The 20,548-nt window shown below is 74.3% G+C and carries 18 protein-coding genes; 9 read left to right on the forward strand and 9 right to left on the reverse strand.

Translation table 11 applies throughout. From position 1 onward, the window contains the following. Positions 1–131: 131 nt before the first annotated feature. Together IF27_RS17100 and IF27_RS17105 are read right to left on the reverse strand one after the other, a co-directional pair. Complete coding sequence (locus tag IF27_RS17100) at positions 132–464, reverse strand: histone-like nucleoid-structuring protein Lsr2 (RefSeq protein WP_052850447.1); 333 nt, start codon at positions 462–464, stop codon at positions 132–134. 455 nt (positions 465–919) lie between these two features. Next, the gene (locus IF27_RS17105; RefSeq protein ID WP_110945983.1) at positions 920–2,341 is read right to left on the reverse strand and encodes an APC family permease; all 1,422 of its coding nucleotides are present in this window, start codon (positions 2,339–2,341) and stop codon (positions 920–922) included. A gap of 193 nt (positions 2,342–2,534) precedes the next feature. On the opposite strand from IF27_RS17105, the gene IF27_RS17110 reads away from it, so the two are divergent. After that, the gene (locus IF27_RS17110; RefSeq protein WP_052850448.1) at positions 2,535–3,560 is read left to right on the forward strand and encodes a lactonase family protein; all 1,026 of its coding nucleotides are present in this window, start codon (positions 2,535–2,537) and stop codon (positions 3,558–3,560) included. Between the two features lie 110 nt (positions 3,561–3,670). Beyond that, the gene (locus tag IF27_RS17115) at positions 3,671–3,961 is read left to right on the forward strand and encodes a hypothetical protein (protein ID WP_052850449.1); all 291 of its coding nucleotides are present in this window, start codon (positions 3,671–3,673) and stop codon (positions 3,959–3,961) included. Positions 3,962–4,264: 303 nt separating this feature from the next. Here IF27_RS17115 and IF27_RS17120 read toward each other — a convergent pair whose 3' ends face one another. Further along, entirely contained in the window at positions 4,265–4,744 is a 480-nt protein-coding gene (locus IF27_RS17120; RefSeq protein WP_052850450.1) for a Rid family hydrolase, read from the reverse strand. A gap of 90 nt (positions 4,745–4,834) precedes the next feature. Between IF27_RS17120 and IF27_RS17125 the strand changes: the two genes are divergently transcribed. From IF27_RS17125 to IF27_RS17140, 4 genes are all read left to right on the forward strand, one after another. Continuing rightward, the gene (locus tag IF27_RS17125; protein ID WP_052850451.1) at positions 4,835–5,338 is read left to right on the forward strand and encodes a MarR family winged helix-turn-helix transcriptional regulator; all 504 of its coding nucleotides are present in this window, start codon (positions 4,835–4,837) and stop codon (positions 5,336–5,338) included. Positions 5,339–5,405: 67 nt separating this feature from the next. Continuing rightward, a complete protein-coding gene (locus IF27_RS17130) occupies positions 5,406–6,233 on the forward strand; it encodes an APH(3'') family aminoglycoside O-phosphotransferase (protein WP_052850452.1) in 828 nt (275 codons plus the stop codon). Positions 6,234–6,305: 72 nt separating this feature from the next. Next, a complete protein-coding gene (locus IF27_RS17135; RefSeq protein WP_052850453.1) occupies positions 6,306–6,863 on the forward strand; it encodes a hypothetical protein in 558 nt (185 codons plus the stop codon). An 81-nt stretch (positions 6,864–6,944) separates the two neighbouring features. After that, positions 6,945–7,970, forward strand: a complete 1,026-nt coding sequence (locus IF27_RS17140) for a glycoside hydrolase family 5 protein (protein WP_052850454.1) — start codon at positions 6,945–6,947, stop codon at positions 7,968–7,970. A gap of 34 nt (positions 7,971–8,004) precedes the next feature. Here the strand turns inward: IF27_RS17140 and IF27_RS17145 are convergent, their stop codons facing one another. The 5 genes from IF27_RS17145 to IF27_RS17165 form a co-directional block, all read right to left on the reverse strand. Beyond that, positions 8,005–9,003 carry a small ribosomal subunit Rsm22 family protein gene (locus IF27_RS17145; RefSeq protein ID WP_110945984.1) on the reverse strand — a complete coding sequence of 333 codons (999 nt, stop codon included), beginning with the start codon at positions 9,001–9,003 and terminating at the stop codon, positions 8,005–8,007. A gap of 78 nt (positions 9,004–9,081) precedes the next feature. Continuing rightward, complete coding sequence (locus IF27_RS17150; RefSeq protein WP_275935581.1) at positions 9,082–10,032, reverse strand: aldo/keto reductase; 951 nt, start codon at positions 10,030–10,032, stop codon at positions 9,082–9,084. Between the two features lie 182 nt (positions 10,033–10,214). Next, a complete protein-coding gene (locus IF27_RS17155) occupies positions 10,215–11,270 on the reverse strand; it encodes a serine hydrolase domain-containing protein (RefSeq protein ID WP_052850458.1) in 1,056 nt (351 codons plus the stop codon). After that, positions 11,267–12,193, reverse strand: coding sequence for a DUF6895 family protein (locus tag IF27_RS17160; RefSeq protein ID WP_052850459.1), 927 nt, complete (start codon positions 12,191–12,193; stop codon positions 11,267–11,269). The genes IF27_RS17155 and IF27_RS17160 overlap by 4 nt, the downstream gene beginning before the upstream one ends. Then, on the reverse strand, positions 12,193–12,924 hold the full coding sequence (locus IF27_RS17165; protein ID WP_052850460.1) for a hypothetical protein: 732 nt from the start codon (positions 12,922–12,924) through the stop codon (positions 12,193–12,195). The genes IF27_RS17160 and IF27_RS17165 overlap by 1 nt, the downstream gene beginning before the upstream one ends. 501 nt (positions 12,925–13,425) lie before the next feature. Here IF27_RS17165 and IF27_RS17170 point away from each other — a divergent pair. Next, positions 13,426–14,592, forward strand: a complete 1,167-nt coding sequence (locus tag IF27_RS17170; protein WP_052850461.1) for a wax ester/triacylglycerol synthase domain-containing protein — start codon at positions 13,426–13,428, stop codon at positions 14,590–14,592. Between the two features lie 177 nt (positions 14,593–14,769). Further along, positions 14,770–16,362 (forward strand): alkaline phosphatase D family protein, encoded by a 1,593-nt coding sequence (locus tag IF27_RS17175; protein ID WP_052850464.1) that lies wholly within the window; start codon positions 14,770–14,772, stop codon positions 16,360–16,362. Positions 16,363–16,392: 30 nt separating this feature from the next. Here IF27_RS17175 and IF27_RS17180 read toward each other — a convergent pair whose 3' ends face one another. Continuing rightward, the gene (locus IF27_RS17180) at positions 16,393–17,613 is read right to left on the reverse strand and encodes a DUF4032 domain-containing protein (protein ID WP_052850466.1); all 1,221 of its coding nucleotides are present in this window, start codon (positions 17,611–17,613) and stop codon (positions 16,393–16,395) included. 1,030 nt (positions 17,614–18,643) lie between these two features. Here IF27_RS17180 and IF27_RS17185 point away from each other — a divergent pair. Further along, the gene (locus IF27_RS17185; RefSeq protein ID WP_052850467.1) at positions 18,644–20,548 is read left to right on the forward strand and encodes a methylmalonyl-CoA mutase subunit beta; all 1,905 of its coding nucleotides are present in this window, start codon (positions 18,644–18,646) and stop codon (positions 20,546–20,548) included.

A 20,548-nucleotide genomic window follows, 5' to 3' on the forward strand; every position in this document is an offset into this window, starting at 1 on the left:
GGTGCTGCCCGGCGGTCCGGCGACGGCCGCCCCGAGATGCCGGGCCCGGCCGTACGCGGTGGCAGGGCGGTGGGGACCGCCGGTGCGCCGCGTGTGCCGGGAGGTTCAGGACCGCGCGGGGCCGGGTGGATTCAGTGGGCTTTGTCGTACGCTTCCTGGACGTTTCCGGGGACACGGCCCCGGTCGTTCACCTCGTAGCCGTTCTCCTTGGCCCACTCGCGCACCTTGGCCGGGTCAACGCCGGGCGCGGGGCGCTTGACGGTGGAACCGCCACGCTGACTGCGGCCGGTCTTGCGGCCCTTGTCGATGAATGGGCCGAGGGCTTCGAGAAGCCGGTCGAAGGAGTCGGGCGCGAGGTCGATCTCGTAGTTCACGCCGTCGAGGCTGAAGGTATGCGTACCGACATCGGTGGCCTCGTCCCCGGTGAGGTCGTCGGTGTAGATGGTGACCACTTTCTTTGCCATGACGGGGAGTATACGGCCAATGGAGTGGTATTCACGCCCCTACCAGACGGGGATTTTACCGGCGCAATGCCGTCACCCCGCCGGGAGACCGGGAGGAATCATACGGACGACATCGCGAGGAGTCCGGGAGACAAGGATATTCCCAGCGTCGGCGGCGCCGAGGTGATATCCGCCGGGGGCGGTGGGCGGCCGTCGCACCCTGGAGAGCGACGGCGTTAGGGGCACGCTTCCCCACCGCGTGTGACGAGGAGTGCGGACGACTGTATCGGTCCCCCGGGCCCGCGACAGTGTGGAACAGCACAATCCACGGTCCCGGTCTCAGTGGATTCCGCCGCGTGTCGGGCGGCCGTCACGGTGTACGGCGGGCCAGGGGCGAGGCGGCCGTCAGGTGGCGCGTCGGACGGCGCGCGTGAGACGGCGGGACGTCAGATGACGGGAGGTCAGTAGGTCCGGCGTCAGACGGCGGTGCCTGTCGGGCCGGGGGCCCGAGGGGTCCCGGTCACCTCGGCATCGGCATCGGCTTCCGCTTCGGTGGCCCTGGCGGCGGGGACCGTGGCGCCGGTGGCGGCCCGGCGCCTGCGGATCTCGGTGCCGAGCGCGAGCAGCAGTCCGGCCGCGAGCAGAGGCAGGGCGCGGAACCAGACCTCCTGCTCGACCTGGGTGGCGAGCAGGACGCAGGACCCCACGCCGAGCACGGGCACGACGGCGGGGACCGTGAAGTGGTCGCGCCCGACACGGTCGCGGCGCAGGACGAGGACGGAGGTGTTGACGACGGCGAAGACGAACAGGAGGAGCAGCACCATGGTCGAGGCGAGCGTGGCGACGTCACCGGTCAGCGCCAGGCAGGTGGACAGCGTGGTCGTGACGATGATCGCCACCCAGGGGGTGCGCCGCCGGGGCAGCACCCGGGCCAGGAAGGAGGGGAGCAGTCCGTCGCGGGCCATGCCGTAGGCGAGGCGGGACGTCATGATGCCGGTGAGCAGGGCGCCGTTCGCGACGGCCACGAGGGCGATGGCGCTGAACAGCCGGTCGGGGACTCCGCCCGCGGCGTGGACCACTTCGAGCAGCGGGCCGCTGGAGCCGACGAGCCGTTCCGTGGGCACGGCGGTGCTGGCGACGACGCCGACGAGCCCGTAGATCAGCCCGGCGGCGCCGAGCGCGCAGAAGAGGGCGCGCGGGAAGGAGCGGCGCGGGTCGTGCGTCTCCTCGGCCAGGTTGACCGAGGTCTCGAAGCCCGCGAAGGCGTAGTAGGAGAGCACCACGCCGCCGAGGACGGCGCCCGCGGCGCCGGTCTCCGGGGTGCCGAGATCGGCCAGCCGGGACGGGTCGCCCTCGCCGCGCAGCACGACCCAGGTGCCGAGGCCCACGATGAGGAGGAGGCCGCCGACCTCGACGACGGTGGCGACGGCGTTGGCGCGCATCGACTCGCTGATGCCCCGGGCGTTGAGGAGGGCCAGGGCGAAGGGGAAGACGACGGCGACGGCCGCGGTGGGCACGCTGACGAAGGCGCCCAGGTAGTCCCCGGCGAACGCGCGCGTGAGGGTGGCGACGGAGACCGTACCGGCGGCGAGCATGCAGAAGCCGGTCAGGAAGCCGGGGAGGGACCCGAAGGCGAGGTGGGCGTAGTGCGCCGCTCCCCCGGCGCGCGGGTACTTGGTGGCCAGTTCGGCGTACGAGGCGGCGGTGAGGAGGGAGAGGCAGAGGGCGGCGAGCAGCGGTACCCAGACGGCGCCGCCGGACTCGGCGGCCACCTGGCCGACGAGGACGTACACACCCGCGCCGAGGACGTCGCCCAGGATGAACAGGAAGAGGAGCCGCGTCGTGAGGGCCTTCTTGAGGGGCGTCCGCGCGTCCGCCGAGGGGTCCGTAGGCGTCATGTGGTCCCCCCTGCCCTGGTGTCGGCGCGGCAGACGCCCGTTCAGCCGAACGTGTCATCAGCGGCGGTGATCGGGGGCGGGCGGCGCCCGCGGCTGGTATGCGGGCCGGTGGCGCGGGCCTCCGGGCGCCGCGCGGCGGGAGGTTGGTACCGTCCCCGGGTCGTCACTCCCTCCGGCGAACGGACTCGAAGACATGCCCGATCGACTGATCTGTGTCGGCTCCTACACGGACGAGACCGGCGGCCGTGGCCCCGGCCTCACGGTCCTGCGCGGGACGGGGCCCGACGGGCGCCTCGTGCCGTCAGGCGAACTGCCGCTGCCCGGCGCCTCCTGGCTGGAGTGGCACCCGTCCCTGCCCGTGCTCTACGCGGTGCACGAACTCGCCGAGGGCGGGGTGAGCGCCGTCGCGTTCGACGCCGACGGCACCCCGGCCGTGCGCGGGACGCTCCCGACCGGCGGCGCGGAGCCCTGCCACCTCGCCGTCACCCCGGACGGGCGGCACCTGCTGGCCGCCAACTACGGCTCGGGCAGCGTCGCCGTCTTCGCCCTGGACACGACGGGCGCGCTGGTGAGCCGCACCGACCTGGTGACGCACACCGGCTCGGGTCCCGACCCTGACCGCCAGGAGGGCCCGCACGCCCACATGGTGACCCTGCACGGCACGGACGGCCTGGTCACGGTCACCGACCTCGGCACCGACACGCTGTGGACCTACCGGCTGGTGGCCGAGACGGGCACGCTGGAGCGGGTCGCGGCGAGCGCGCTGCCCGCCGGGACGGGCCCGCGCCAGCTGGTCCACGCGGCGGAGAGCCGCTGGTACGTCGTGGCCGAGCTCGGCCGCGCGCTGATCGCCGTCACCGAGAGCGCCCCCGGCACGTTCGCGCCGGTGGCGTCGAGCCCGGCCTCGGGGCACGACGCGGACGTCATGCCCGCGCACTTCGCCGTGTCGGCCGACGGGCGCTTCGGCTTCCTCTCCAACCGCGGCCCCGACACGGTCGCGACGTTCGCACTGGGCGCCGAGCAGCCCGCGCTGGTGGACGAGCACACGCTCGACGCCGCCTGGCCGCGGCAGTTCACGTTGGACGGCGACCGCATGTACGTGGCCGCGCAGCAGAGCGACGCGGTGGTCGTCCTGACGGTGGACCCGGGGACGGGCTCCCTCACCGAGGACTACCGCGTGCCCGTGGGCTCGCCGGCCTGCGTCGCGATCCAGCCCTGACGGGTGCGCCACCCCCCTGGCCCGGCCGTGCGGAACACCGGGCCAGGGGCGGCGTACGCCCCGCGTCACGGGGTGCGTTTCACGCCGCCGGTCCGGGCAATGCGGATGTCATGTCCGCGAATACAAGGAGATTCGGCCCGGCCGCCGCGATCATCGCCGTGGTCGCCGACGTGGCCGCATTCATCATCGGCCTCTGGATTCTGATGTACCTGCTCGACGCCAACCCGGGCAACGCGCTCGTGGACTTCGTCCACGACTCGTCGCGCTGGCTGGCCGGCTGGTCCCATGACCTGTTCACCTTCGACGAGGAATGGGCGCGTGTGGTCTGCGGTTACGGCCTGGCGGCGCTGGTGTACTTCGCCATCGGCAACTTCGTCGCCAATCGCGTCCGTCAGTACTGAACACGGCCCCGCTCACGGCACCGTCCGCCGTGGGCTCGGGACGCGCGACGGTCCCCCGGCCAGGTGGCCGGAACGTCCCCCGGGCAGGGGGACCGCCGCGCGGCACGGAGCGAGGGGCCCGCACGGCAGGACGGACGGCGGTACCGGCCCGCCGAGGCACGGCGGGCCGGGGGACAACGGGAGATCACGGAAACGCGGGATCGCGCGCACACGCGCGCACGCACACACGCACACGAGGGGACGGCCGGGCCACAGCGCCCGGCCGTCCCCTCACGACGTACCGGCGCCACGCCGGGCGGCCGGTCAGCCGTCGTGCCCGACGACGGCCGTGACGCGGATCTCGACGCGCATGCCGGGCGCCCCGAGCACGGGCACCCCGGTCTGCGTCCAGATGGGCGCGCGGTCCCCCATGCGCAGACGGAACTGCTCCACCATGACCCGGTTGTGCTCCTCACCGATGGTGTCGGCGGCGCTCGGCACGTGGTACGAGTTCACGGCGACGACGTCACGCCAGGTGGCGCCCGCCTCGGCGAGGGTCAGCGCGACGTTGTCGAACGCCCGCACGATCTCCTCCTCCAGCGCCTCGGGGAACGCCGGGCCGCCGCCCGGGGCCCACTCCGGGTCCCAGCCGCCCTGCCCCGAGGTCTCGACGCGGTCCCCGATCCGTACGGCCTGGCTGTAGCGCAGCCCGGCCAGGAGGTTCGCGCCGTAGCCGGGGGTGACGAAGAACTCGGGCGCGCCGGACCCGGCGCCGGTGGGGGTGGCAAGGGTGGTGTCAGACATGGAAATCCTCTCAATTGACTTCACGCATGAAGTGAATCTACCACACATCGCTTCACGCATGAAGTAACGACCGCTTGGTAGGATGCCCGCATGATCCGCTCCTCGCCCTCGGACACGGGCGGTGACACACCCGGCGAGCCGGCGTGGCTCACGGCGTCCGAGAAGGAGGCGTGGACCGGCCTGGTCTCCCTCGTCCTGCTCCTGCCGGGACGGCTGGAGTCCCCCCTCCAGCGCGAGGCGGGTCTGACGCTCTTCGAGTACCTGACCCTCAGCCACATCTCGGAGACCCCCGGGCGCCGCCTGCGGATGAGCGAGCTGGCGTACCTCGCCAACGGCTCGCTCTCCCGCCTGTCCAACGTCGTCAAGCGGTTCGAGGCGCGGGGCTGGGTGGAGCGCTCCCCCGACCCCGACGACGGCCGTGTCACGCTCGCCGCCCTGACCGACGCGGGTTACGAGGTCGTCGTCGCGGCGGCGCCCGTGCATGTGCGCGCGGTACGCGAGCTGGTCCTCGATCCCCTGACGGCCGCCGACCAGCGGGCCCTTGCCCGCATCGCCGCGAAACTGCGGACGAGGCCAGCCGATCTGGCCCAGTGACCCGCCCCCGGTGCCCCGACCCGAGGCGCCGTCACCGACCCACCGCGACGACCACGGAGCCGCCCTCATGCACGCCACCCCAGGACTCGGTCCCGCCTCCCCGGAAACGCTGGGCGCGGGAGACGGCGGCGGCGCCTGGGTGCCCGTCACCACGGGCGAGTCGGAGGCCGCCGTCTTCCGCAGCGCGGACGGGGCGCGGTACGCCAAGTGCGTGCTCCCGGCCGACGCCGCCGGTCTCGCCGCGGAGCGCGACCGGATCGCCTGGCTGCGCGGCCAGGGCGTACCAGGCGCGACCGTGCTGGCCTGGCACACCACCGACGCGGGCGCCTGCCTGGTGACGGGTGCCGTGCCCGGCGTGCCCGCCGACCAGGTGCCCGCCGCCGACCTGTGGACCGCCTGGGACAACATCGCCGACGCCGTGCGCGCCCTGCACGAACTGCCCGTCGGCGACTGCCCGTTCCACCGCGACCTGGAGACGATGGCCACGACGGCGCGCGACGTCGTGCGCCGGGGCGCGGTGAACCCCGAGTTCCTCCCCGAGGAGCAGCGGGACACCCCGCCCGCCGACCTGCTGGCCCGCCTCGTCCCGCAGCTCGCGCGGCGGCGGGAGCAGGAACAGGCCGACCCGGTCGTCTGCCACGGCGACCTGTGCCTGCCCAACATCGTCCTCGACCCCAGGACGCTGACGGTGTCGGGCTTCATCGACCTCGGCCGCCTCGGCGCCGCCGACCGCCACGCCGACCTGTCCCTGCTGCTCGCCAACGCGCGGGAGACATGGCCGGACGAGGAGCGGGCACGGGAGGCTGACGCCGCCTTCGCCGCGCGGTACGGAATGCCCCTGGACGGCGACCGCCTGCGCTTCTACCTGCATCTCGACCCGCTCACCTGGGGCTGAACGCGCCCCGGGCATGCCCGGATATCCTGTACGGGCGCGTCCACCCGTCACCTCGGGTCGGACGCTTTTTTCATGCCCACACACCCACGGCCGCCCCGCGCCCACGGCACCCTCTTCCACGCCGACGTCACGCGACCGCGCGGCGACCTGCTCCTGCCGCTCGCGATGCTCCGCGACCGGCACCCCGACCTGTACGCCCTCCACGCCGCCAAGTACGCGGGCCGCGAGCAGCGCCTGCGCGAGCCCGTGACGCCGCTCGGCTGCACCTGGTCCGACGTCGTGTTCCTCTCACCGGTCGATCCGGCCGTCCTGTTCGACGCGGTACGCGTCTCCGGGCGGCGCGTCAGGGACGTGCGTGTCCTCACGCTCGACGCGGCCGACCTCGACCCGGGACGCTGCTGCGTCCGGCTCATGCGGGTCAGGCCCGGTGCCATGACCGCCGAGCCGGGCACGGACGACGACCATCTCCCCCTCACGACCGCGACGCTCCGCGCCGTCTCCGAGGTGACGGACCGGGCGCTGCGGCGGCTCCGCACCCTGGGCCCGGACGACCCCGTGCTGCCCTGGGGGGACGTGCCGCACGTCCTGCATCGCGGACCGGTACCGCTGCGCCTGTTCCGATGGTCTTGACCACTCCCGCCCCGCGCCCTAACTTCCCTCCGCAGGAAGCGCTTTCCGAGGCTTTCCACCCCCACACCGAGAGGACCCGCCATGGCCCCCCACCGTCCCCGCCGACCGGCGCGGCGGCGCCTGGTCACGATGGCCTTCGCCCTGGTCGCCGCCGGTGCGGCGACCGCCCCCGCCGGTGCCGCCGCCCCCGCCGCGACACCGCTCGCGGACTACGGCCGCGTGTCCGTCTGCGGCACGTCGCTGTGCGACGAGAGCGGCACGCCCGTGCAGTTGCGCGGCATGAGCACGCACGGCACGCAGTGGTACGAGCAGTGCGTCACCGACGAGTCCCTCGACGTGCTGGCGTACGACTGGGGCGCCGACGTCCTCCGCGTCTCGACGTACGTCCAGGAGGGCGGCTACGAGACCAACCCGCAGTACTACACGGACCTCGCCAGCCGCATCATCGAGCAGGCCACCGAGCGCGGGCTGTACGTCGTCGTGGACTGGCACATGCTGACCCCGGGCGACCCGAACGCCAACACGGCCCTGGCGACGCGCTTCTTCCGCGACATCACCGCCCGCTTCGGCGACCAGGACAACCTGATCTACGAGATCGCCAACGAGCCGAGCGGCGTGAGCTGGCAGGCCATCAGGAACTACGCGCACGACGTCATCCCGGTGATCCGCGAGGGCGACCCGGACTCCGTGGTGATCGTCGGGACACGCGGCTGGTCCTCGCTCGGCGTCTCGGACGGCTCGGACGAGTCGGAGATCGTCAACGCGCCGGTGAACGCCACGAACATCATGTACACGTTCCACTTCTACGCCGCGTCGCACCAGGAGGTGTACCTGGACACGTTGGAGCGGGCGGCGCAGGACCTGCCGCTGTTCGTCACCGAGTTCGGCACGCAGGAGTACACCGGCGACGGGCCGAACGACTTCGGGATGTCGCAGCGCTACCTCGACCTGCTGGAGCGCGAGAACATCAGCTGGACGAACTGGAACTTCTCCGACGACTTCCGCTCGGGCGCGGTCTTCGAACCGGGCACCTGTGACGACGGGGACTGGGCCGACCCGGGCGCGCTGAAGGAAGCCGGCGAGTGGATCAGGGACCGCATCGGCTGACGTCGCGCGCACGGCGGGCACGTGGCCGCCGCCGTCACTCCCCTGACGGCGGCGGCCACGCGTCGCCCCACCGCACGTCGCGCGCCGCGCGGTACAGGTCGCGCTGCCGCTTGGTGACGGTGGTGTCTGCCAGCCCGTCGTCCGCCGTGCACTCCCGCAGCGCCACGAGCCCCTTGCGCTTCAGCGGGTGCCGCAGCACGCGGCTCGTGGCGCGGCCGTACGGGCGGCGGGACGCGGCGACGTAGGAGAACTTCTCGTCCTCGAAGCCCAGTGTGCCGTCCTTGATCTGCCGGTGGGCGTCGAGCCGGGGCAGGCGGGTGGCGAAGTGGCACCAGTCCTGGCCGCGCGGCACGGGGCAGGCCAGGTCGTGCGGGCAGGGGGCGAGGACGGTCATGCCGCGCGCGAGAAGGGCGGCGCGCGCGGTGACGATCCGCTCGTACCCGTCGGGGGTGCCGGGTTCGATGAGGACGACGACGCCGTCGTCCCCGGCCGCGTCGGCGAGCCAGCCGACGGCGGGTTCCCGTGCGGGCTCGGGCAGTTCGCCGAGGACGTACGAGAGGGTGACGAGGTCGGCGGCCGGTGGCGGGGCGGCCGGGTCGATGGTGCCGCGCCGCCAGGTCGCGTCGCGCAGGGCGGGGGCCGTGGCGGTGGCGGCGAGGCGGCGGCCGAGCGCGATGGCCTCGGGCGCCTGCTCCGTGACGGTCAGCTCGCCGAGCGCGGGCCAGGTCCGCTGGGCGGCCCACAGGGCGGCGCCCGTGCCGCCGCCGACGTCGGCCATGGTCGTGGGCGCGAAGCCGCGCGCGGCGCGCGCCACCTCCGTCAGGGCCGCGTGCACGGCGGCGTAGGTGGCGGGCATGCGGTAGCCCGCGTAGGCGGCGACGTCACCGGCCGTCGCGAGGATCGGCGCGGTGGCGGCGCGGCCTTCGCGGTACCGGCCGCTGAGGCGTTCCACGGCGCGCGCGAGGTCGCGGCGGCCGTGGCCGTCGAGGGCGTCGTCGAGGGCCGCGCGCAGGTCGTCGGGCAGGGCGGTCATGCACCGCATTCTGCCCGTTCACGGCGGGCGGCGGCGCCCCGGGCCGGTGACGACCGGCCCGGGGCCACCGCGCGGGTGTCAGGGGAGCAGCGACTCGATCTCGGCGAGTTCCGCGTCGCTGAAGTCGAGGTTGCGGACGGCGCCCGCGCTGTCCTCCAGCTGCGCGACGCTGCTGGCGCCGATCAGCGCGGACGTGACGCGTCCGCCGCGCAGCACCCAGGCCAGGGCGAGCTGCGCGAGGGTCTGCCCGCGCCGCTCGGCGATCGCGTTGAGCGCGCGGACGGTGCCGAGCGCCTTCTCGACGCCCTCGGCCGTGAGGAACGGGCTGTCGCCCGCCGCCCGCGAGCCCTCGGGGATGCCGTTCAGGTAGCGGCTGGTCAGCAGGCCCTGGGCGAGCGGCGAGAAGGCGATGGACCCGGCGCCCACCTCGTCCAGGGCGTCCAGGAGGCCGTCCTCGACCCAGCGGTTCACCATCGAGTAGGACGGCTGGTGGATGAGCAGCGGGGTGCCCAGCTCGCCGAGGATGCGGGCGGCCTCGCGGGTCTGCTCGGGCGAGTAGTTGGAGATGCCCGCGTACAGCGCCTTGCCCTGGCGGACGGCGGTGTCGAGCGCGCCCATCGTCTCCTCGAACGGGGTGTCCGGGTCGGGGCGGTGGGAGTAGAAGATGTCCACGTGGTCGAGGCCGGTGCGCTCCAGGCTCTCGTCCAGGCTGTTCAGCAGGCTCTTGCGCGAGCCCCACTCGCCGTACGGGCCGGGCCACATCTGGTATCCGGCCTTGGTGGAGACGACGATCTCGTGGCGGTGGGCGCGGAAGTCGGCCGCGTAGACGCGTCCGAAGTTGCGCTCGGCCTCGCCGGGCGGGGGGCCGTAGTTGTTGGCGAGGTCGAAGTGGGTGATGCCCAGGTCGAACGCCCGGCGCAGGATCGCGCGCTGGTCGGCGAAGGGCTTGGCGTCCCCGAAGTTGTGCCACAGGCCGAGCGAGATCGCGGGCAGCTTCAGGCCGGAGCGGCCGACACGGCGGTAGGGCATGGACGCGTAGCGCTGGTCCGATGCGACGTAGGTCACGGGGACTCCCTGGTGGGGTGACGGACGGCTTGCCTGCGTGACGGGCGGTCCGGGACAGGGCCGCCACATCCCGGCATACCGTATCCCAGCGCCCCCACGTCCCCGCTGCCCCATTTCCCGACATCCCCGCGTCCCCGCGTCCCCGCTCAGCGCTCGGTGGCGGCCTCCACCACGGCGTCGAGCAGGCGGCGCCCGGCGCGCAGCACGGGCTGGCCGCGTGTCGGGGTGGTGTTGGCCAGCAGGGCGGCCCCGGCGCGGGCCTCGGGGCTGAAGCCGATGAACGCGGTGAAGCCGCCGGTGCCGCCGCTGTGCCACAGGAGCGTGTGGTCGTCCATGGCACGGTGGGTCCAGGCGAGGCAGGTGGCGTTGGGGCTGCGCGGGTACGGGTGGTACGGCTGGTGGGTCGCGGTGAGCGCGGCGCTGAGGGCGGTGTGCTGCGGGCGGAGCTGGGCCTGGAGGTAGCGGAGCATGTCGTCGCCGGTGGCGTAGGCGGCCCCGGCTCCGGCGAGGGCGTCGAACGTCCAGTGGTGGGCGGGCCGTCCGCGCCGGTGGCCGGTGGCGGCGTCGGGCGGGGGGCCGTCCGCGCCGGAGACGCTGGTGCCCGTCATGCCGAGGGGGCGCAGGAGCCGGTACGTGAGCAGCGTGCCGTAGTCGGTGCCGGCCGCGTTCGCGAGGAGGTGTCCGAGGAGGCCCATGCCGAAGGTGGAGTAGCGCACGACGCGGGAGCGTGGGCGGACGTGCGCGGTGGCGCGGTGAAGGTCTTCCTCGCGGTAGCGGGCGTACGGGTTGGACAGCAGGTGCGGCAGGCCGCGGCGGTAGAAGTTGCCGGGCAGGCGCGGGAGTCCGGCGCTGTGGGTGGCGAGGTCGAGGAGGGTGATGGGGGCGGTGGCGTGGCGGGGGGCGGCGGCGGGTGGCAGGTGGAGGTCGATGGGGTCGTCGTAGGAGACGTCGCCGCGGCAGGCGAGTTCGGCGAGGAGCAGGCCGGTGAGGGTCTTGGTGAGGGAGCCGAGGGCGAACGGCGTGTCGGTGCGCACGGGTTCGGCCGAGCCCGCCGTCCGGTGGCCGGTGGCGACGACGGCGGCCTCGGTGCCGAGGACGGCCGCGCCGACGACGCCGGGCGCGGTGTGGTCGGCGACGAGGGGGTCGGTGGCGGCCCTGAGGAGGTCGGTCGCGCGGGAGGCGGGCAGGGCGGGACGCGTCATGCGGGGGTCCGGTCCGTGACGGTGCCGAGCGCGCGCAGGACGGTGAGGGTGCCCGCGACGACGGCGACGGTGGTCGGGTGGAGGTCGGGGTGCGGACACGTCGTCGGGCCGGTCGCGCCGGGCGGGCCGGTCGTCACCGTCCCGTCGGGGAGTTGGGCGTCGGCGAGGCGCTGCCAGGTGGCCTGCGGGAAGCGGGGCGCGGGCAGGCACATCCCGGCGGCGAGGAGTTCGGCGACCAGGTCCCAGGACTCCGTGTCGGCGAACACCTCGGTCCAGACGGGCAGCCAGCGTTCCAGGTAGTCGCGCAGGCGCGGCGGGAGTTCGTCGGGGCGGGCGGCGCGGTCGGTGAGGTGGAGGACGGTGCGGGCGAGGGCGCGGGCGCCCGCGCGGTCGAGCATCCACGGCTCGGGGGTGCTGCCGAGCCAGGTGCGGCCGGTGAGTTCGGCGGCGTCGGGCGGGTCGGGGAGGCCGAGGCGGCGGGTGGCGGCGAGGACGGCGAGCCTGCGATGCGGGGCGTGTTCGGTGACGCGGGCGGCGCGCAGACCGTGGAGGTGCGCCGCGAGGTCGTCGAGTCCGGCGTGTCGGTAGCCCACGGCGGCGAACTGGCTGTAGATCTCTACCGGATGCGTGGCCGCGGGAGTGTCCCGCTGGAGCTGGTGGAGGAGATCGCCATCGCGGAATTCGTGCCAGGCGAAGTCCATGAGTTCCTGGGCCGTGCGCGCGGCGCCGGGGCCGGTCGCGGGCGACCGCAGGACGGCGGCGGGGGCGGGGATCAGCGCGGCGAGCGCGTGGACGGCGTCCGGGGGGATGTCCTCGTCGGGGACGCCGCGCGGGAGCACGAGGTCGGCGCGTGCCTCGCTCAGGCGGGTGAGCGCGTTTCCGGCGACGCGATGCGCGAGCCGTACGGTGGTCGTGGTGTCCATCAGCCCGCTCCTCCCAGCAGCCGCCGGGCGACGGCGAGTTCGAACAGCGTTCTGGGCGGGTGGGGGCCGAGTGCGGCGAGGTGGGTGAGCGCGGCGGGCAGCAGGGGGTCGGGGGCTCCCGCGGCGTCGAGGGCGAGCCAGCGGGCGATCCGCGCGGCGGCGAGGTGGTCGTGGCGCAGGATCGCGTGGACGAGGCCGCGGGTGAGGGTGGGCGCGTGCTCGCGGAACCTGGTGCGGCAGGTGCCGGTGACGGGGGGCGAGGCGAGGGTGCTCAGGCGTGCGGCCTCGGCGCCCCAGGCCGTCCATGCGGCGGGGTCAGGCAGGGAGGTGGTCTCGGTGAGGGCGGTGAGCCGGTGGGTGGCGAGCCCTTCCCAGTCGTGGGTGGGGACGCCGAGCACGGCCAGGGCGCGGGTGAGCGCGGCGTCGCGCAGTGCCCATGCGGCACCCTCGGGCGCGCCGGGCGCGGGGGCGGGGAAGGCGGTGACGGCGGCGCGGACGAGTGCCGCGTCGCCCGGGGTGAGCGGGTGGCCCGCGACGAGGAACGGGAGGAGGACGTCGGCACCGCTCGCGCGCAGGGCCCCGAGGGCCCGGACGGGATCGACGCGGCCGTCGAGCGCGGCCCGCAGGGTGAACGTTCCTCCTGGGGCGGTGAGGGCGTCGGCGAGCACTCCGGTGAGCACGTCGGCGGCCGTGGTGGCCGCGCCGGGTCCTGCCCGGTGCGCGAGGGACATCAGCCGCCGCGGCGGGCCGCCGCTGCGCGGACCCGGGGCGGAACGGGCGACGGGGGGTGGTTCACGGGGGGACCTCGTCTCGTGCGGTCCGCGGAGGAGGCGGAGGAAATCGCCGTGCGCTGCGAACGCTCCCCGGCGGCCGGGGCATCCATGCAGAACGGCGGAAAAATACTGGCTATTGACAGCATGACCACCCGCCATATCGGCTTTCGCGCGAATGGGATAACAGAGCGACCGCTTACCGGGTGACCCGGGGAAAGGGCGTTCCTCGAAAGCCTGTCGCCCTCTCGCACCATTCGGCGAATCCATGGATACGCTCACCTCTCAGATGGAAAAATCACCCGTCGGATGTACTGTTCGGCTGCCCGCTGGGCAGGGTGCCCTGGACAACAGTGCTCCGCACGACTCGCGTAGTCAGGACGCCGAAAAACCATGGCAGACTGTGTTTCCTTCCGGGCCGGCCCATTGGAACGGTTTCTCTTCGGTTCCCCCGGGAGCAAAGTGATCCCGACCGGCTTCTTCATGGATCTCCCGGGCGCCCCGCCGTCCGTCGCCGCGCTCCGCGACCGGGCGCTCGGCCGGGTGGCGGAACTGCCCGCGCTGCACCAGCTCGCCGCGCCGGGCCCCCGGTGGGGCAGGGCGACGGCGTTCGACCCCGAACTCCACATCAGGACGCGGGACGTCGCCCCGGGCCGGGCCGCGCTCGACGCGGCGAGCCAGGAACTGCTGCACCTCCCGCTGCCCTCGGGGGCGGCGCCGATGTGGGACATCTGGCGGCTCCGCACGCCGGGCGAGGACGGCTACCGCCTGTGCTTCCGCATCCACCACGCACTCCAGGACGGCGTGGGCGCCGCGCACACCGTGACCCGGCTGCTGGCCGACGACCCCGGCACGCCGGGCCCGCGCGCGCACCGGCCCGTGCCCGTCACCCTGCGGGGCCTGACCGGGCTCGGCCGCGACCTGTACGGCTCGCTGCGGCGCGACCGCAGCTGGCACATGCTCGGCGTGCCCCCGGCCGACGACCTCGCCTGGTCCTACCGTGACACGCAGGACTCCCGGCTGCGCGCCCTGGCCGCGCGCTGGGGCGGCACGGTCAACGACATGTATCTCGCCGCGCTGGCCCGCGCGTTCCGCGCCTGGCACGCACGGCGGCCCGCGCCGCGCATGCCCTGCGGCGACGTGACGGCGGTCGTGCCGATGTCCCTGCGCAGGAAGGGCGAGGAGCACGCGCCGGGCAACCGTCTGGTGTTCGCGCGCGTGGCGCTGCCGTGCTCGCAGGACGGCCCGGCCGAGTGCGTAAGGCAACTCGTCTGCGACACGCGGCAGTTGCGCACGTCGGGGCAGCGGGAGATCGCGGGCCGCCTCTTCAACTGGGCGCCCGCCGCGGCGACCATAAGAAAACAGCTCGCCATCACCACGCCCCGCATCTCGCTGATCGCGAGCAACGTCCATCTGCCGCACGACGTCAGCTGCTTCGGCTCCCGGGTGGGCGCGTCCAGCATGTTCACCGCGCTGCCGCACGGCGTGCTCTGCTACGTGTCGCTGACCAGGACCGGGGGAACCGCGCGCTGCACGGTCGTCCACGACGGGGCGCTGCCGGGCGCGGGCGCGCTGCCCGAGCTGTGGCTGACGGCGCTCGGCGAGCTGGAGGCGACCGTCCCCGTCTGACGCCCGCCCCGCCCCGGCGCGGCCGTGCCCCGCGCCCGGCCCGCTGCCGAGCGTGGCGGCCAGATCACATTCCGGCGTCATGTCGCCGTCCCCGCCCGTTCAGGGCGCCGTCCCGTCGCGCTGTCAGCCTCTCGTCACGTCGTTGCCTGTTCGTCCGACAGACGAGAGGGACCCCACATGTCCCAGGACCCGACCATCCCCTCCCCCACCGGCCGCCGCCGGTTCCTCGCCTCGGGCGCAGCCGCCCTCGGCGCGGCCACCGCCGGCCAGCTCGCCGCCCCCGGCGCGGCGCGGGGCGCCACGGTCGCCGCGCGCCCGGCACACCGTCCCGCCGTCGCCCCGCTCCCCGACGGCCTGTTCACCCTCGGCGTCGCCTCGGGCGACCCGCTCCCCGACGGCGTGGTGCTGTGGACGCGGCTCGCCCCCGACCCGCTGCACGGCGGCGGCATGCCGGACCGGACCGTCGAGGTCGAGTGGCAGGTGGCGACCGACGCGCGCTTCCGCCGGATCGTACGGCGCGGCACGGCGCGCGCCGAGGCGGCGTACGGGCACAGCGTGCACGCCGACGTGCGCGGGCTCGCGCCGGGCCGCGACCACTGGTACCGGTTCCGCGCCGAGGGGCAGCTCTCGCCCGCCGGGCGCACCCGCACGGCCCCCGCGCCGCACTCCGTCGGCGCGCTGCGGCTCGCCCTGGCCTCCTGCCAGAACTGGCAGCACGGCTACTTCTCTGCCTACGCGGACATGGCCGCGCAGGACCCGGACGCCGTGCTGTTCGTCGGCGACTACATCTACGAGAGCGGCCCGTCCGCCACCGCCGTCCGGCGGCACGAGGGCACGGGCGAGCCGGTCACGCTGGAGCAGTACCGCAACCGGTACGCGCAGTACCGCAGCGATCCCGACCTGGCGCGCATGCACGCGTCCGCGCCGTGGATCGTCACCTTCGACGACCACGAGGTGGACAACGACTTCGCGGGGCAGATCCCCCAGGACCCGGACCGTCAGCCGCACGACGCGTTCGTCGCCCGGCTGACGGCGGGCTACCAGGCGTTCTACGAGCACATGCCGGTACGCGCGAGCGCCGTGCCGGACGGCCCGCACATCCGCGTGCACCGCAGGCTGGACTTCGGGCGGCTGGCGCGCCTCCAGGTCCTCGACACGCGGCAGCACCGCAGCGACCAGGCCACCACGCAGGAGGGCGCGCAGAACCCGCTGCTCACCATGCTCGGCGCGAGCCAGCGGCGCTGGCTGATCGACGGGCTGCGCGGCTCGTCGGCGCGCTGGAACCTGATCGGCTCGCAGATCATGCTGGCGGAGACCGATCTGCTGCCCGGCGTCGGCAAGCGCTGGTACTACGACGCGTGGGACGGCTACCAGACCGAGCGGAACGCGCTGCTGGGCGAACTGGCCGCGGTGCGCAACCCCGTCGTGCTCAGCGGCGACCGGCACCTGACGATGGTCAGTGACGTCAAGCGCGACTTCGCCGACCCGGGCTCGCGCGTGATCGGCGCGGAGTTCGTCGGCTGCTCGATCTCCTCCAACGGCGACCAGGACCAGGCCGCGTTCCGCGCCCAGTGGGACCCGCTGCGGGCCGACAACCCGCACTGGAAGCTGCTGGACGCGCACCGGGGCTACCACCTGTTCGACATCGACGCGGACGGCATCGACGCGCAGGTCCGCACGGTGGAGACCGTGCTGTCCCCCACGTCGCCGCAGCGCGAACCGGTGCGGCTGCGCGTGGACGCGGGCACGCCCGGCGTCCGCACGGTCTGAGCCCCCGTCGGGGCGCCGGGCGCCGGGGCGTCAGGTCGTGACGATCGGCGGACGGCCGCGCAGCACCTCCGTGTAGTCGGCGGCGGCGGCCTCCGTCGGCACGTCCTCGCGGCGGCGCTCCGACAGGAGCAGCCGGTGCTCCAGCAGCTCGTGGTAGACCTGTGCGGTGTCCAGCGCCTCGCGCACGTCGAGGGGGACGAGGCGCACGGCGGGCCGGAAGACGTCCCGGACCCAGCGGTGCGCCAGCACCTCGACGCGGGCGCCGAGCGGGTCGCCCGGCGCGTAGTCGTCCTGGGAGGCCATCCAGGTCTCCAGGTCGTTGAGGAGGCTGCGCGCCTGGTTCTCCTCGGCGTCCAGTCCGGTGAGGCGCAGCAGTTGCCGCTGGTGGTGCCCGGCGTCCACGACCTTGGGGACGAACGTCACGGCGTCGCCGTCAGGCGAGCGCTGGATCTGCATCTCGGCGACGTCGAAGCCGAGGGCGTTGAGCCGCCGGATGCGGCGGTCGATGTAGTGGCGCTTGTCGCGCGGGTAGACGGACGTGCGGGTCAGCTCGTGCCACAGCGCGTTGTAACGGTCCACGATGTCCTGGCCGAACGGGACCGGGTCCACGGCCGGGTGCAGGGAGCCGCCCGCCTCCAGGTCCATCAGCTCGCCCGCGATGTTGACGCGCGCGACCTCCAGGTCGTAGTCCCGCTGGCCGCGGCTCAGCGTCGGCTGGATCTGGCCGGTCTCGGCGTCCACGAGGTAGGCGGCGTAGGCCCCGGCGTCACGGCGGAACAGCGTGTTGGACAGCGAGCAGTCGCCCCAGGCGAAGCCGCTCAGGTGGAGGCGCACGAGGAGGACGGCCAGCGCGTCGAGGAGGCGCTTTATGGTGCCGGGCCGCATCGTCGTCTCGAACATGGAGCGGTAGGGCAGCGAGCCCTTCAACTGCCGTGTGATGAGGACGGGTTCCAGCGGCTCGCCCTCGGGCGTGCGCCGCTGGGTGACGACGGCCACCGGATCGACGGACGGCACGGCGAGCCGGTCGAGGTCGCGCAGCAGCCCGTACTCGCGCACGGCGGCCCACTCGCCGACCTCCTTCACCGCGACGATCTCCTCACCGGCCCGCGCGAACCGCACGACGTGCCGCGAGATGCCGCGCGGCAGGGCGACGAGGTGCTTGTCCGGCCACTCTTCGAGCGGCATGTGCCACGGCAGGTCGAGCAGCGTCGCGGGGTCGCGCGGATCGGTGGCGGTGATCTGGAGATCCATGCCCCCAGTCTGCGTCACCGGTGGCGTCAGGTCGGATCTGCGTCGAGGTGCCGTCCGGCCGAGCCCCTCGTAGAGTCCCCTGGCGGCCCGCCAGTGGCCCGCCGCCGCCTCCGATCTCGGCGATCGCCTGGACCGCCCTGACCTCCTCCAACTCCGCCGCCACCTCCCACATCCCCCAGGAGTGGAAGGGGCGGCTAAGAGCGTGGACAAGGAGGCCGAGAGGTCCGGGTGTGCTCGGCGGCGGCCACGGGATCGCCGCGGTTGAGATCCGTCCAGGTAGGCGCCTCGGCCGCACCCGCCGGACGGGGAACGGACGGCATGACGGGGGTGTCGTCGATCACAACGAGGGCCGCGTGGTGCGCCGTGTACGAGCGCCACGGCGCCGCGCCCTCATCGAGGCGGTTGGGCAGCCCGCCTTCGTGTCCGACCGTCCGCAGCAGGATGCCGAGGGCGTCGATCGGCTCGACCGGGGGCTGCCCGTGGTGACCACGCATGCTCGCTTAGAGGCGTCCGCCGGGACAGGTGCCCTGGAGGAGACGCGCCGCGTGGACGGCGAGCGCTTTTCTCCCGACATCCGCCCGTCCCGTGCAGGACCAGCAGCTTGAGCACCTGACCGTCGCCTGCCGCTTTCCTGCCCTCCACAGGCGAACTGCCGGGGCACACAATCACCCTGCCATTCGCCCGACGGGGAAAGTGTGAATTCGACATCACGACGACGAATGAGGCCAGGGACTCAGAACGTGGCGAGAACGAACTCCGCGGCATATATCATGAATCGGCACAGCGGTGCCAGCTGATCCATCACGTACATGCAGTACCCCCAGAGTTATGGCATGAACACGGAGAACTCACAGTAACACCACGCGCTTCGGAATCATCTCAAAGAGCAATGATCTAATGCCGCTGAGGTTGACGAAGGCCGCGATATCACCGCTTCACCTAAGCCGATGTCACGGGGGCGATGCGTATGTATGGCGTATGGGTGGGGGACAGTAGGGGCAGCAGGCAGTGCAGCCGGTGAGGAGCGTCCATGTCCGAGGTCCGCAGTGCGTCCGACGAGATCCTGCCCCTGGCCGCCGGTTTCCCTCCTGCGGGGAGGGACGAGTGGCGGGCCCTGGTCGCGGGTGTGCTGCGGAAGGCGGGCCGGGAGGTCCCGGCGGACGGCGGTGGCGCAGCCGTCGAGGACGCGTTCACGACTCACCTGGCGGACGGCGTCGTGGCGCGGCCCCTGTACACGGCCGAGGACGCCCCGCCGGACGCGACCGGTTACCCGGGCGCGGCGCCGTTCGTCCGGGGTGCCGGGCCGGGCGGCACGGTCGGCGGCTGGGACGTGCGGCAGCGGCACGCCGACCCCGACCCCGGCCGGACCAACGCGGCGGTGCTCGCCGACCTGGAGGGCGGCGCCACGTCGCTGTGGCTGGTGCTCGGCGAGGGCGGGCTGCCGCTCGACGGGCTGCCCGCCGCGCTCGACGGCGTGCTCCTCGACCTGGCGCCCGTGGTGCTGGAGCCGGGGCGGGACGTCGGACCGGCCGCGCGGCTGCTGCTGCGGCTGGCGGAGGAACGCGGCGTCGCCCCCGCGGCGCTGCGCGGCGGTCTCGGCGCCGACCCGCTGGGCCTGCTGGCGCGTACGGGGGACGCCGCGGGGCTGGCGGACGAGCTGCGGGCGGCGGTGGAGCTGGCCGTCCGCGCGCACCGTGAGCTGCCAGGCATGCGGGCCATGACGGTGGACGCGCTCCCCTATCACGAGGCGGGCGGCTCGGACGCGCAGGAGTTGGGCTGCGCGCTGGCCACCGGCGTGGCCTACCTGCGGGCGCTAACCGGCGGCGGGCTGCCGGTGGACGCGGCGCTCGGGCAGCTTGAGTTCCGCTACGCGGCGAGCGCCGACCAGTTCCTGACGGTCGCGAAGCTGCGCGCGGCGCGGCGGCTGTGGGCGCGCGTCGCGGAGGTGTCGGGGGCGGGCGCGGCGGCGGGGGCGCAGCGGCAGCACGCGGTGACGTCCCGCGTGATGATGACGCGCCGCGACCCGTGGGTGAACATGCTGCGCACGACGGTCGCGGCGCTGGGCGCGGCCGTGGGCGGCGCGGAGTCGGTGACGGTGCTGCCGTACGACGAGGCGCTGGGGCTGCCGGACGCGTTCGCCCGCCGGATCGCGCGGAACACCTCCTCGGTGCTGGTCTCGGAGTCGCATCTGGCGCGGGTCGTGGACCCGGCGGGCGGCTCCTGGTACGTGGAGCGGCTGACGGACGACCTGGCGCGTGCGGCGTGGGCGTGGTTCCAGGAGCTGGAGCGGGCCGGGGGGCAGGCGGAGGCGCTGCGGTCGGGGCTGGTCGCCGACCGGATCGGGGCGGAGTGGGAGCGGCGCTCGCGGCTGCTGGCGACGCGCGCGGAACCCGTCACGGGCGTCAGCGAGTTCGCGGACGTCACGGAGAAACCGGTGGTGCGGCCGAAGGCGCCGCCAGGACCTGGCGGCGGGCTGCCGCGCGTGCGGCGGGACGAGGCGTACGAGGCGCTGCGGGCCCGCGCGGACGCGCACGAGGCGGCGACGGGCGCGCGGCCCCGCGTGTTCCTGGCAGCGCTCGGACCGGCCGCGACGCACACGGCGCGGGCGACGTTCGCCGCGAACGTGTTCCAGGCGGCGGGGCTCGCGCCGGTGCACGAGCCGGTGTCGGTGGACGAGGAGTCGGCGGGCGCGGCGTTCGCCGCGAGCGGCGCGGCGGTGGCGTGCCTGTGCGGGAGCGACGCGCTGTACGGGGAGCGGGCGGTCGCGGTGGCCGCCGCGCTGCGGGCGGCGGGTGCGCGGCGGGTGCTGCTGGCCGGGCGGCCGGGGGAACGGGAGCCGGAGCTGCGCGCGGCGGGGGTGGACGGGTTCGTGTTCGCGGGCGCCGACGTGGTCACCTTCCTGGCGTCCGTGCTCGACGCGGCGGGGGGTGCGTGA

Source organism: Streptomyces avicenniae, from assembly GCF_000719135.1.
GTDB classification, from domain to species: domain Bacteria; phylum Actinomycetota; class Actinomycetes; order Streptomycetales; family Streptomycetaceae; genus Streptomyces; species Streptomyces avicenniae.